This window comes from Thermosinus carboxydivorans Nor1, assembly GCF_000169155.1.
GTDB classification, from domain to species: Bacteria; Bacillota; Negativicutes; order Sporomusales; family Thermosinaceae; genus Thermosinus; species Thermosinus carboxydivorans.
On the sequence record NZ_AAWL01000022.1, the window covers coordinates 26,299 to 39,797 of the forward strand.

At 51.4% G+C, this 13,499-nt stretch carries 11 protein-coding genes and 1 pseudogene; all 12 read left to right on the forward strand.

Annotated elements, in window-relative coordinates:
• Positions 1 to 85: 85 nt before the first annotated feature.
• The 12 genes and pseudogenes from TCARDRAFT_RS11935 (at position 86) to aspS (ending at position 13,464) form a co-directional block, all read left to right on the forward strand.
• Positions 86 to 1,450, forward strand: coding sequence for an ATP-binding protein (locus TCARDRAFT_RS11935; protein WP_007290242.1), 1,365 nt, complete (start codon positions 86 to 88; stop codon positions 1,448 to 1,450).
• Positions 1,443 to 3,203: a vWA domain-containing protein gene (locus TCARDRAFT_RS11940; protein WP_007290243.1), complete on the forward strand. Its 1,761-nt coding sequence runs from the start codon at positions 1,443 to 1,445 to the stop codon at positions 3,201 to 3,203. Before TCARDRAFT_RS11935 ends, TCARDRAFT_RS11940 begins: the two co-directional genes overlap by 8 nt.
• Positions 3,204 to 3,292: 89 nt before the next feature.
• Entirely contained in the window at positions 3,293 to 3,634 is a 342-nt protein-coding gene (locus tag TCARDRAFT_RS14710; RefSeq protein WP_007290244.1) for a LapA family protein, read from the forward strand.
• Positions 3,635 to 3,672: 38 nt separating this feature from the next.
• A complete protein-coding gene (locus TCARDRAFT_RS11950) occupies positions 3,673 to 4,185 on the forward strand; it encodes an adenine phosphoribosyltransferase (RefSeq protein ID WP_007290245.1) in 513 nt (170 codons plus the stop codon).
• 29 nt (positions 4,186 to 4,214) lie between these two features.
• Positions 4,215 to 6,422, forward strand: a complete 2,208-nt coding sequence (locus TCARDRAFT_RS11955) for a RelA/SpoT family protein (protein WP_007290246.1) — start codon at positions 4,215 to 4,217, stop codon at positions 6,420 to 6,422.
• The gene (dtd, locus tag TCARDRAFT_RS11960) at positions 6,422 to 6,871 is read left to right on the forward strand and encodes a D-aminoacyl-tRNA deacylase (protein WP_007290247.1); all 450 of its coding nucleotides are present in this window, start codon (positions 6,422 to 6,424) and stop codon (positions 6,869 to 6,871) included. Before TCARDRAFT_RS11955 ends, dtd begins: the two co-directional genes overlap by 1 nt.
• Before the next feature lie 19 nt (positions 6,872 to 6,890).
• The gene (locus TCARDRAFT_RS11965) at positions 6,891 to 7,511 is read left to right on the forward strand and encodes an MBL fold metallo-hydrolase (RefSeq protein WP_007290248.1); all 621 of its coding nucleotides are present in this window, start codon (positions 6,891 to 6,893) and stop codon (positions 7,509 to 7,511) included.
• 23 nt (positions 7,512 to 7,534) lie between these two features.
• Positions 7,535 to 8,569, forward strand: a complete 1,035-nt coding sequence (locus TCARDRAFT_RS11970) for an AI-2E family transporter (protein WP_007290249.1) — start codon at positions 7,535 to 7,537, stop codon at positions 8,567 to 8,569.
• Positions 8,570 to 8,576: 7 nt separating this feature from the next.
• Positions 8,577 to 9,029, forward strand: coding sequence for a Fur family transcriptional regulator (locus tag TCARDRAFT_RS11975; RefSeq protein ID WP_040683398.1), 453 nt, complete (start codon positions 8,577 to 8,579; stop codon positions 9,027 to 9,029).
• Positions 9,026 to 10,564 carry a coproporphyrinogen dehydrogenase HemZ gene (gene hemZ, locus TCARDRAFT_RS11980; RefSeq protein ID WP_007290251.1) on the forward strand — a complete coding sequence of 513 codons (1,539 nt, stop codon included), beginning with the start codon at positions 9,026 to 9,028 and terminating at the stop codon, positions 10,562 to 10,564. The genes TCARDRAFT_RS11975 and hemZ overlap by 4 nt, the downstream gene beginning before the upstream one ends.
• Positions 10,564 to 11,829: a histidine--tRNA ligase gene (hisS, locus tag TCARDRAFT_RS11985; RefSeq protein WP_007290252.1), complete on the forward strand. Its 1,266-nt coding sequence runs from the start codon at positions 10,564 to 10,566 to the stop codon at positions 11,827 to 11,829. Before hemZ ends, hisS begins: the two co-directional genes overlap by 1 nt.
• A 10-nt stretch (positions 11,830 to 11,839) precedes the next feature.
• Positions 11,840 to 13,464: pseudogene (aspS, locus tag TCARDRAFT_RS11990) on the forward strand (aspartate--tRNA ligase).
• Positions 13,465 to 13,499: the final 35 nt, after the last annotated feature.

A 13,499-nucleotide genomic window follows, 5' to 3' on the forward strand; every position in this document is an offset into this window, starting at 1 on the left:
TAATGCGGGCGTTCCAAAGGGACGCCCGCATCGTATTGTAGGGCGAGGAATGGACACACTAAGAAAAAAGAAGGGAGGGGTTTTGATGCAGCTTTATCATCGGTTAGTGCGCCACAGTGGGAACCAAAACTTGTTCCAGGCAGTTGAAATGTCGTTAGCGGCTCTGGTTAACGGACATCCTTTTCATATACACGTCGAGGGACTGCGCGGCACCGGCAAGACGACCATCATGCGGGCGGCGCGTGAACTTTTGCCGCCTATTGTACGGGTAAAAAACTGTCTATACAACTGTGATCCGGCGGCACCGCATTGTCCAGAGCATCGCGGCTTATCTGCCGAAACCCTTGCCAAACTCGGCGCCGAAACTGTTCCCCGGCCTTTTCTCGAAATTTCTCATGCCGCTAAAATCGGCACAGTGGTAGGCAGCATTGATCTGGCCAAACTGACGAATAGCGCTTCCCCGTTGGCGGCGTTTTTGCCCGGCACCATTCCCCAGGCCCACCGTGGGATTATTTTTATTGATGAAATTAATCGGTTGGCTGATACCGCACCCGAGCTTGTCGACGTGCTGCTGGACGTAATGGGCACTAAACCGGGGCGTATCCAGCTTGAAGAAACAGGTCTGCCGTCCTGTGAATTTCCGGTCAATGTTACCGTTTGGGCAGCTTCCAACCCGGACGAGGAACCAGGTGCACTGGCCCAAATCCGCAAGCAGCTGGCCGATCGCTTTGATATCGTTGTTGTGATGGGGCGGCCAGGCAGTTATCAAGATGTTTTAGCAATTTTAAACTGCCGTAAGCAGCGAGAGTCGAGTCAGACCGCTGCAGGTAAACCGCTGGCGTGCGGGGACCTGGCCAGTATGACGGTACCCGTCACAATTCGCGACATTTTGGCCAAGATTTATATCGATTTTAGCCTGGAAAGTTTGCGGGCGGTAGAAGCGCTCGAGACTGCGGCGATGTTGGCTGCGTTGTCGGCTGGCCGGCGGGTTGTCGAAATTAGTGATGTGAGTCGGGTAGTACCGCTGGTACTGAACCATCGCACCGATTACAGCACGATTACTAATATTTTGCGCTATTTGGAAACACTCGCATCTCCCAGGCCACTGACCATCGGCCATAACGTTGCCGTGACGCCGGCCGCCGAAACAGGGCAAAGCCAGAGCGAAAAAATAAGTCACGCGGGCAAGGGACAAATCTCCGGTTTGTGGTCGGCTCTTAAAAAGTTATTCGGTACTAAACAGGGCCAAACGACCGAGCCTTCGGCCCCGCCACCGTCAAAAACCATCTTCGGACAGAAGGCGCCCAAGCACACAACCGTCGGCCGTTCGCCCCAAATTGCCAATCCTGCCGAGACGCCTATTGCTGCGCCCCCTAAGCCTGCTGTGCCGCTCACCAGTTTAGCCGTGGAACAGTACGTAACCGGTGAGGAAAAATCTTCCCATGGCTGAAGGGAACTGGCAGGAAGACGCGCGGTTTCTGGCCAAAATTGCTTGGCCGGCCGAACGGTTGGCCGCGCTGATTAGAGCTGATAAAGGGGCTCGGATCGGTCAAAGCACGGTTGTTAGCCAGAAGCTGCATACTTTCAATCCGGCGATGCCGGAAGAAATACAGGTATTGCAGGATTTGGACGCCGGCCAAATGTTTTACCGGCGGCGTGATAGGGGGAAGGTCTACCATTTGGATATTTTTCACCAGTGCGGGTTGGTTGACCACCGGCAGGTGGCAGCGGCAATCAAGGAGGCAGTAAATGCTTATAACTTTCACTTTGCCCTTCATAATGCCGTATTTTTTAACAAAACGGGTAATGTAGTCAAGGCGGATTGGATTGATGTCCAGACCGGAACCGGCGGCGGCAGAGTCACCGGCAGCCTAAAATTCGGCAAAAAACTATCGCTCCGGCGCGCACACGAAAATCATGTGCATCTTGCCGTCATGCTCCCGAACGAACACATCGCCTGTCTATTCTACTTGGTAGCGGCAGTAGAACACGTTATCCTGGGCTGCCAACTCGAACTAAGGCAAAATGAGCGAATTGTTCACAAGCAGGGAGGTGGACATGGCGGCGAATGTGACTTATCCCCTTATGCCGACCAAACAGATTCTTTTCTCCGGGATAAAGATACGACGCAGCTTTCCCAGCCGGTTAAAGAACGGCAGTATGTGCAAGATACCGTCGAGCTGGCTGAAGATTTTGATTCGGTTCGCGAAATGCGGGAAATACTGCAAGAGTTGGCAGAAAACCCGACCCGGACGCAGATGCTCCGTAAGCTTGAGCGCAACGGCAAGAGCGAACAGGTGCTTGATCGTCTAACCGGCTTAGGCATTGTCGCGGCTGATGGCAAACGGATATCGCTTACCCCCTACGGGCGAGAGTTTAAAGACTATCTAGACCGCCATTTACCGGACCTGGAGGCGCACTTACGGCGCGCCATCCGTTTACTCAAGCCCCGTTCTCCCGACCAGGGGCGGTCTAAGGCGCGGATGCAAGCCATGCATGGACAGGAGCAGCGGCATGCAAAGCGGTGGACAGTCGGCGGCTCACTAGGTCAATTGGCGGTTGCCGAAACGGTAATCGCGGCTGCACAGCGATGCGCAGCCGGACCGGGCGGCCCGTTCACTATTGGCAGCCAGGACATTCATCATTTTATCCGGAAGAAAAAAAGCAAAACCGATATTTGTCTGATTATCGACGCCAGCGCGAGCATGAGCGGCCAGCGGGTTGGGGCTGCTAAGCTCCTTGCCAAGCATCTCCTTTTGTCTACGTCTGACCGTGTCGCCGTCATCGTCTTTCAGGAAAATCAGGCCCGGGTTCAGGTACCGCTGACCCGCGATTTCGCCCAGGCGGAGAGTAGTCTTGCCCATATCGAGTCTTTTGGCTCAACGCCGCTCGCATTGGGGCTCAAAGTTGGCATTGAGTATTTAAAAGAGTCCCGGGCTAAAAATCCGCTTGTTATTCTTATTACCGATGGGGTGCCAACCGTCGGAGATATTACCGGTGACCCGCTGGCCGACGCTCTCACCGCGGCGGCCAGTATCAAGAGCCATGGCTACGGTTTTACCTGTATCGGTCTAAAGCCGCACCGGGATTATCTTACCCAGGTGGCGCAGGCCGCCGGCGGTAATATTTACGTCCTCGATGAACTGGAAAAACAGGTACTGGTACAAACAGCGTGGAGCGAATGCCGGCCGCGCTGGTACTAACCGGTACTTTTCTTTTTTGATAAAAGGATTATCTGTTTATGGCGAGAATAATATAAAATTGTAAATTTCCAGAGATGTGAGTGGTAAGCATGCGTTTTTTATTTCTATCGTTTGTTTTTGCCCTCTTGGTAGCGATATTTGCCGTGCAAAACTCTTTGCCGGTAACAGTAACGTTTCTCATGTGGAGTTTTCAAACGTCACTGGTTATTATTATCCTGGGGGCGGCTACGTTTGGCGCCTTAGTAATAGTGTCGCTGGCTACACTGGCCCAATTCCGTCTGCAGCGCACTATTAGCCTGCTCACCCAGCGTTTAAGCGACCTGGAAACTGAGAATAATGAACTCAAAGCCAAGTTAAATAGCGGTACCGAGCAAATTGACCCCAACAAACCTGCAGCTGAAAACCAAGCCACAAATCATGAAAGTTTATAATTTAGCTGTATACCAGTTACAATTAGGGAGGCAAGTATATGAATTTTAAGGATAACATCAGGATAATTCCCGATTTTCCCGAGCCAGGTATTCGTTTTAAGGATATTACCACTTTGCTCAAGGACGGGGCGGTTTTTCACCAGGCTATTGACGCACTTTGTGCTGCATATGCCGAAGAGCAGATTGATTTGGTCGTCGGGCCAGAAGCGCGCGGGTTTGCCGTCGGCGCGCCTGTGGCCTATCGGTTGGGAGCAGGCTTTGTACCGGTTCGCAAGCCAGGCAAATTGCCGGCGGAAACGCTGCGCTACGAGTACACTCTGGAATATGGAAAAGATGCGCTCGAAATTCACCGCGATGCGATTATACCAGGCCAGCGTGTGCTGATTGTCGATGATTTGCTGGCTACGGGCGGCACTACCGAGGCGACGATCCGGATGGTAGAACAATTGGGCGGCAAAGTTGTCGGCCTTGCTTTTCTTATAGAGTTATCTTATCTTAACGGCCGCAACCGGCTGAAGGATTATCGTATCGTTTCCCTGGCCGTTTACTAGTGTAATTTTGGTTTTTGCGAGGTGTGTCCATGGTTTCGGAAGCCAAAGCAAATATTGAGGAAATCATAAAACAGATACAATCGTATCAACCGGACGCGCCTATTGAACTTGTGCAAAAGGCCTATGCTTTCGCCGGTGAGGCCCATCGCGGCCAGTACCGGGTTTCCGGCGAGGAATATATTACCCACCCGCTCGGTGTGGCCAAAATTCTCGCCGATCTCCAGATTGACGCGCTGACTATCAGTGCGGGTTTGCTTCATGATGTAGTGGAAGATACGCCGGTTACGCTGGAGGAGATAGAAAAACAGTTTGGCAAGGAAATTGCCATGCTGGTCGATGGCGTTACTAAACTTAGCCGGATGGAATATAAATCAAAAGAAGAGCAACAGCTGGAGAGTTACCGCAAAATGTTTTTGGCCATGGCCAAGGACATTCGCGTTGTGCTTATTAAACTTGCCGACCGGCTGCACAACATGCGGACGCTCAAATATATGCCGCCGGCAAAGCAAAAGGAAATAGCCAGGGAGACTCTGGAAATTTTTGCGCCGCTTGCTAACCGGCTGGGAATTTTCAGTATAAAATGGGAACTGGAAGATTTGGCTTTCCGCTTCCTCGAACCGGAAAAATACTACGAACTTGTTGAGAAAGTCAAACAGAAGCGCCAGGAACGGGAAGCCTTGATCAATGAAGCCATCAAGATTTTGTCAGAGCGGCTGACGGCGATGGGGATAAAGGCGGAAATTCAGGGGCGGCCCAAGCACTTTTACAGCATCTATAAAAAGATGCAAAAGGATAATAAAGACCTGAGCGAGATTTACGATTTGTCGGCGGTGCGGGTCATCGTTGATACGATTAAAGACTGTTATGCCGCGCTGGGGATTGTCCATACGCTCTGGAAACCCATACCGGGGCGGTTTAAAGATTATATTGCTATGCCTAAATCTAATATGTACCAATCGCTGCATACTACTGTCATCGGGCTTCAGGGCCAGCCGCTGGAGATTCAAATTCGAACTGTGGAGATGCATCGTACCTCCGAGTATGGCATTGCCGCACACTGGCGCTATAAGGAAGGCGGAAAAGGCACTGACCGCGATTTTGAGCAGAAGTTGTCTTGGCTGCGCCAGCTTTTGGAATGGCATCAAGAACTGCGGGATCCGCGGGAATTTATGGAAGCCCTTAAACTAGACGTTTTTGCCGACGAGGTCTTTGTTTTTACCCCGAAAGGCGATGTCATTGACTTGCCGGCCGGTTCGGTGCCAATTGATTTTGCTTACCGCATTCATACCGATGTGGGACATCGCTGTGTGGGAGCACGCGTCAACGGTAAGATTGTGCCTTTGGAATATAAATTAGCCAACGGTGATATAGTCGAAATTATCACCTCAAAGCATTCTAGCGGTCCCAGCCTGGATTGGCTGAACATTGTGGGTTCGCCCGAAACGCGCAATAAAATCAGGCAGTGGTTCAAGAAGGAAAAGCGCGAGGAAAACATTGCCAAAGGCCGGGAAATGATTGAACGAGAGAGCAAACGGCTTGGTTATGATTGGCGCGAACTTACAAAGGGTGATCGGCTCAACGAAATCGCCAAGAAAATGAATCTTGCCAATGAGGAAGACCTATTAAGTGCTTTAGGCTATGGCGGCGTCACGCTGCATAGTGTAATGACCAAATTGTTGGAAGCGCATAAAAAAGAAATTAAAAGCACGACACCGCCGGCACTATCCCGATTATTGACCGAACTTAAGCCCAAGCGGCCGCGTAGCAAAAATAGTCATGGTATTCTCGTAAAAGGCGAAGCCGGAGTCTTGGTTCGTCTGGCCCGCTGCTGCAACCCCATTCCCGGCGACCCCATTGTCGGTTATGTAACCCGCGGTCGCGGTGTTTCCGTTCACCGTGCCGACTGCACTAATATCCTAAGCCATCCCGAGGAATATGAACGGGTGATTGAGGTGGCATGGGATATTGAAGCGGCCGATATTTACCGGGTGACGGTTGAGGTAACAGCCATGGATCGTCCGGGTGTGCTGTCAGATATTATGATGGTGGCGGCGGAAACCAAGACTAATGTCAGTGCCGTCAATGCCAGGGTTCATAAAAATAAAATGGCTACCATCTCTTTAGGCCTTGACATTCATGATTTGACCCAGTTGGAGCACATCATGGCGAAAATGCGGCGGGTAAAAGACGTGTTTAGTGTTCACCGGGCGACACCAAGTTCGGCAGGAGGGATCTGATGCGAGCTGTTGTACAACGCACTGACGCGGCTAGTGTTATCGTTGACAATCAGGAAATAGCGAATATTGGCCGCGGACTTACCGTTCTCCTCGGTGTTGGGGAGGACGATGATGAGCAAGACGTCCGCTATCTAGCGGATAAAATTGTTAATTTGCGCATTTTTCCAGACAATGCGGGGAAAATGAATTTATCACTTCGCGATATTAACGGCGAGTTATTGGTAGTATCGCAATTTACGCTGTACGGTGACTGTCGTAAAGGCCGACGGCCCAGTTTTGACGCCGCGGCGGCGCCGGAAAACGCTCGCCGGTTGTATGAAATGTTTATTGTCTGCTGCCGGCAGCAGGGATTACGGGTAGCCTGCGGCCAATTCCAGGCGGAGATGATAGTACGTTTGGCTAATCATGGTCCGGTAACCTTGCTGCTTGACAGCAAGCGAGTTTTTTAACACGAAGGAGTGTAAAATTATGAAGATTATTGCACTGGAAGTTGGTAGCCTCGGCACTAACTGTTACATTGTTTATTGCGAAAAAACACGGGCCGCTGCCGTGATTGACCCCGGCGGTAATGCGGAAGAAATTCTGGCCGTGATAAACGGCGAAAACCTAAAAGTAGAGTGTATTATTAACACCCATGGCCACGCCGACCATATCCAGGCAAACGCCAAAATTAAGCAAGCTACCTGTGCGCCTATTTTCATTCATCGCGAAGATGCCGATATGCTCACCAGTATTCACCGCAACCTTTCGGTCTTCATCGGCGGTGGGATAAAATGCGAGCCCGCTGACCGTCTGCTTCAAGATGGTGATATTATTCGTATCGGAGAAATTGCGTTAACCGTAATCCATACACCGGGGCACACTCCTGGCGGTATCTGTCTGCTGGGTGGCGATGTGCTGTTTAGCGGTGATACTTTGTTTGCCGAGTCCATCGGCCGGACGGATTTTCCCGGTGGGTCTTACCGGCAGCTAATTCACAGTATTAAAGAAAAACTCATGGTTTTGGACGACAATGTGCGCGTTTTGCCCGGCCATGGCCCGGAAACGACTATCGGTTGGGAACGGCAGCATAATCCGTTTATTCAGTAACGTCTTGCGGCGAGGTGTCGGCGGTGTTCCCAGCGCGATGGGTGAAGTTTGGCGTACTTGTTGCCGGTCTTTATTTACTGAGTAAGGCAACGGCCATTTATTTGCCCATAATCTTGGCAACCATCTTGGCGTTTGTCTTAAATCCAGTAGTAAATTGGCTGTGTTCATTGTCCTTGGGGCCGAAAAAACAAGCCTGCTCTCGTCCGGTCGCCATATTGCTCGGGTTTTTCCTTGCGGCCCTGTTGCTGAGCCTTATGGCTACTTATATCCTGTTGCCGTTTGCGCAGGAATCTGATAAACTGGCGGACAGTTTGCCGGCGCTGCTTATCAAAATTCGGACATTGACCAGTACTATTGAATATCGTGCCAACATGGCCGAAGTTCCCGACAATGTGCGGGTGCTAATTGATGAAGGCCTGGCGCGGGCGGCTGCGTTTTCCGTTGAACTGGCCCAGCGGGCGATAAATGCTTTCATAGGCTTTGCCAGTCAAGTAGTCGAACTGATTGTCGTTCCCGTTTTGACCTATTATTTTTTGAAAGACTGGCGGGACTTAAAGCGCATGGCCGTAGATCTTTTTCCTGCCGGAATGCGGGGCAAGGCGACGGTCGTTATTGAGGAAATGGGCACCGTTGTAAGTAAATACGTCCGCGGGCAGGTACTGCTTAGTATCATTATGGGGTTTATCGTTTTTAGTGGCATGTACTTGCTCGGTCTCGACTATCCCCTTGTTTTGGGATTATTAGCCGGATTGACCGAGTTCATTCCCATCATTGGCCCTATCATCGGCGCCATTCCAGCGGTACTGCTCGCCTATGCCACTGAGCCGGCGTTGGCTTTGAAGGTTATAATTTTTTATTTTTTGGCCCAGCAACTGGAAAATCATATCATTTTGCCCAAGATCATGGGACATACCATTGATCTTCATCCGGTGTTTGTCATGGTCAGTCTGTTGATTGGTGGCCAACTGTACGGCATTATGGGGATGATGCTGGCCGTACCGGTAGCGGCAATTCTACGGGTGCTTCTAAAGCATCTTTGGTATTACGGCGAAGGATAGGTGATACATAATGATAGATATGGCTGAATTAAGGCAAAGATTTTCCGAGCGCCAATATAAGCTGACACCGCAGCGCCAGATCATCCTCCAAGCGTTCATTGATCACCAGGATAAACATCTAAGCGCCGAAGACGTGTATACCATTGTGCGCAAGCAGTCGCCGGAAATTGGCTTGGCGACGGTCTATCGCACGCTCGAACTCTTAAGCGACCTTGAAATCCTGCAAAAACTTGATTTTGGCGACGGGCGCAGTCGCTACGAAATTAATGAGACTAACACGCCGCATCACCACCATCACCTAATCTGTTTGAGTTGTGGCAAGGTTAAGGAATTTGAGGATGATCTGTTAGAAACACTGGAGGCAGTTATCGCCCGTAAGAGTAGATTTAAAATCGTCGATCATCAAGTAAAGTTTTATGGTTACTGCCGGGAGTGTCAGGAAGAAAGTGACGATCCATGACTATTAAGCGGTTTGTGGTAGCCGGCAACGGCCAGGATGTACCGGTCGTTAATGAAATTATGCAGCTTTTTGGCCTGGACAACGGAGGTTTTTTTCCGGAAAGGCTAATTCCGGGCGATGGCAGTTTCGCTACAGATACAATCGTGGTGCGCAGTCATACAATACTTGTTCCTCGGTTTGCCATTCTGACCGAATTATTCTATTGGCGGGAAGATGGCGCTTTGGCCTGCCGGATACGGCGGGCGGAAGCGGAATATGCCGACGAAGACCGGGCGGCGGCCGCCAAGCGTCTGTTGAAGCTAAACGTTTTGATCTTGATGGAAAAAATCACCAGCTACAAACCGAGCCCGTGGGGTATTCTCCGCGGCGTTCGTCCGACAAAAATTGTGCATCGCTTGTTTGACGCGGGTCTTGGGGCGTCTGAGGTATTGGGACGGATGACCCGCGCTTATGCTGTTGCTCCCGACAAAGCTTTGCTTGTAACTGATATTGCCCTAAGGCAGCGCCCTTTCCTGCTGGCGCCAAAGCAGGCGGCCAAGCTGGTCAGCGTTTATATCGGGATACCTTATTGTCCCTCCCGTTGTCTTTACTGTTCCTTTCCTGCCTATATTCTTCCCAATGACCGGCAGTCAGTGGAGACCTTTCTGCACGCGCTCGCGCGGGACATTGAGGAAGCGGCGCTGCTGCTAGAGCATTGCCGGTGCAAGGTGCAGACCATCTATATCGGCGGCGGAACGCCTACTAGTTTGGCTGACGAAGATTTTAGCCGCCTGCTGCGGCTCGTAACGGCCGCTTTTTGGAGCGACGCAACGCGGGAGTTTACTGTGGAGGCAGGGCGGCCAGACAGTGTTACTGATGCGAAAATTGCCGCCATGCGGGCCTATGGCGTTACGCGTGTCAGTGTCAATCCGCAGTCGATGCAGGAAAAAACGTTAAATCATATTGGACGAAAACATAGTGTACGGGATATAATAGATATATTCCAGAAATTTCGCCGGGCGGAAATCCCTGTTATTAATATGGATATCATTGCCGGGTTGCCAGGGGAAGATGCTGGTGACATGGCGGCGACAATGAAGGAGATTGCCGCACTTGCACCTGATAATCTGACGGTGCATACCTTGGCCATCAAGCGTGGTTCGCTACTAAAAGCCAACTTAGCCGACATCCCCTTGCCTGATGAAAACGAGACGGCCCGCATGCTGGATGTTGCCCGGCAATATGTTGCCAAAATGGGACTAAAGCCATACTATCTTTACCGGCAAAAATACATGACCGGCAATTTTGAGAATGTCGGCTATGCCCGCCCTGGGACAGAATGCCTTTATAATATTCAAATCATGGAAGAGCGCCAAACAATTATCGGTATCGGCCCGGCAGCCGGGACGAAAGCTGTATGGCCGGGGTCGTGGCGGTTGGCCAGCGTATATAATGCCAAAGACGTAACAACTTATATTGCCAATCTTGATAGTTATATAAAGCAGCGGCGGCAACTGCTTGCCAATTTGTTTGCCGACGGGAGGAGGAATAGCTAGTGTTGACAACTGGGCCGCGGGGAACCAAGGACATACTGCCGGATACGAGCGGCTACTGGCAGTATATCGAACAAGCCGCGCGTGATCTTTGCCGCTTGTACGCTTATCAGGAAATTCGCACCCCGATTTTTGAACATACCGAACTTTTTTTACGCGGCATCGGCGAGACGACCGACATTGTATCCAAAGAGATGTATACTTTTACCGATCGGGGTGGACGGAGTATTACGCTTCGTCCGGAAAATACGGCCGCTGTCGTACGCTCCTATTTGGAGCATAAGTTGTATACGGCGCCACAGCCGGTAAAAGTTTTTTATATCGGGCCTATGTTTCGTTATGACCGCCCTCAGGCGGGCCGACTTCGCCAATTCCATCAGTTTGGCATTGAGGCCATCGGGGCGCCGGGACCGGCGGTAGACGCCGAAATAATCGCCTTGGCGGTGCAGTTTTTTGAACAATTAGGACTAACAGGACTCGAGCTCAATATTAATTCAGTGGGGTGCCCTCGGTGCCGGCCCATATACCGGGAAAGACTGCAGAACTTTTTACGGGACAAGCTGTTTGAGCTTTGCCGTGATTGCCAGTCCCGGTTTGAACGCAACCCGCTGAGAATACTGGACTGCAAGAATGAGACGTGCGGTGCACTTTCCCAGGGAGCGCCCCGCATTGTTGATTGTCTCTGTGACGAGTGTACAAGTCATTTTGTGAAACTGCAAGAAATGTTAGCGGCCGCAGGCATTCGCTATACGCTCAACCCGCGGCTGGTCCGTGGTCTTGATTACTACACGAAAACCGCTTTTGAAATTCAGTATCCCCTGCTGGGTGCCCAGAGCGCCATATGTGGCGGGGGGCGTTACGACGGCCTTATTGAAGAGTGCGGCGGCCAACCTACGCCGGCTATTGGTTTCGCCATTGGCCTGGAGCGGGTACTGTTGGCCCTGGAAAAACAGGCGCTATTGCCGATGACGGCCGGCGGCATTGATGTTTTCATCGCTCCGATTGGTGAGAGGGCACAGGCGGTTGCGTTTGAACTGCTTTGCCGTCTGCGCCGGGCTGGGATTACCTGTGACATGGATTTCATGAGCCGTGGTATTAAGGCGCAAATGAAACATGCCAATAAATATCCGGCCCGCTTTGCCGCTATTATCGGTGACGATGAAGTGGCGCGCGGACAGGTAACACTTAAGAATATGGAGTCAGGTGAACAAGAGGCTGTCGCGTTTGGCGACGTAGAGCAAAAGTTAAGAGCGGAGACGGGGGATTAACATGGATACGATGGCTGGAATTAAGCGAACACATTATTGCGGTGAATTACGCAAAGAGCATGGCGGACAGGAAGTAGTACTATGCGGCTGGGTTGCCCGACGGCGTGACCATGGGGGCTTGATTTTCATTGATCTGCGCGACCGTTCAGGCATTGTCCAGGTGGTGTTTGCGCCGGAAATGGATCAGGAAGCTTTCCGTAAAGCAGAGTTGGCCCGCAATGAATATGTGCTTGCGGTGCGCGGTACGGTTAAGGTTCGCTCCGAGGCGACAGTCAATCCTAATATCCCGACCGGTGAAATTGAAGTTTACTGTCGGGAAGTGCGCCTGCTCAACGCGGCCAAGACGCCGCCCTTTTATATCCAGGACAATATCGACGTCGACGAACTGCTCCGTCTTAAATACCGTTATTTGGATCTCAGACGGCCGGAAATGCAGCGCAACCTCATTTTACGGCACCGTGTTACTAAAGCGATGCGGGACTTTTTTGACCGGCACGGGTTCGTGGAAGTGGAAACGCCCATGCTGACGAAGAGTACACCGGAAGGCGCCCGCGATTATCTAGTTCCCAGCCGGGTCAACCCGGGTAAGTTTTATGCGTTGCCACAGTCGCCGCAGATTTTTAAACAAATTCTGATGGTGGCAGGTCTAGACCGTTATTTTCAAATTGCCCGTTGTTTCCGGGACGAGGACCTGCGCGCTGACAGGCAGCCGGAATTCACACAACTCGATGTCGAAATGTCGTTTGTTGAGCGCGATGATGTTCTTAATCTTATGGAAGAAATGATCGCCTTTATTTTCAAGGAAGCTATCGGCGCTACCGTGCCGCTGCCGTTTCCGCGGCTAAGTTATGACGAAGCGATGGCCCGGTACGGTACGGATAAGCCGGATACCCGGTTTGGCATGGAACTTATTGATATTTCGTCGGCCGTCCAAGGTTCGGACTTTAAGGTCTTCCAGTCGGTTCTGGACCAAAACGGCCAAGTTAAAGCCATTAATGTCAAAGGTTATGCCAATATTCCGCGGCGTGAACTTGATGGTTTGGTTGAATATGTGGCCAATTTCGGCGCTAAAGGTCTCGCCTGGATTTGTTATACTGACGAAGGCATCAAATCGCCGATTGCCAAGTTTTTTTCCGATGATATTATGCGGCGGATTACCGAGGTTACCCAGGCGCAGCCGGGAGACCTGCTGCTAATGGTTGCCGACCGGCCCGCGGTGGTAGCTACCGCTCTTGGCCAATTGCGCTTAGAAATGGCCCGGCGGCTTAATCTCATTGACCCCAATAAATTATCTTTCCTGTGGGTTCTTGATTTTCCCATGTTTGAGTATGACGAAGAAGAACGCCGGTGGGTGGCTATGCATCACCCCTTCACTTCGCCGCGTGACGAGGATGTGGAGTTTTTAGGCAGCGATCCCGCCAGGATTAAGGCTAAGGCTTATGATATGGTGCTTAACGGGACGGAAATCGGCGGCGGCAGCATTCGGATTTATAACCGCGACTTGCAGGAGAAAGTCTTTGCCGCCATTGGTTAACCCCGGAGGAGGCCGTCGAGAAGTTTGGCTTCCTGCTGGAAGCGTTCGAGTATGGTACACCTCCCCACGGTGGTATTGCCTTCGGTCTGACCGGCTCGTGATGCTGATGGCTAAGCGGTCATCCATTCGCGATGTT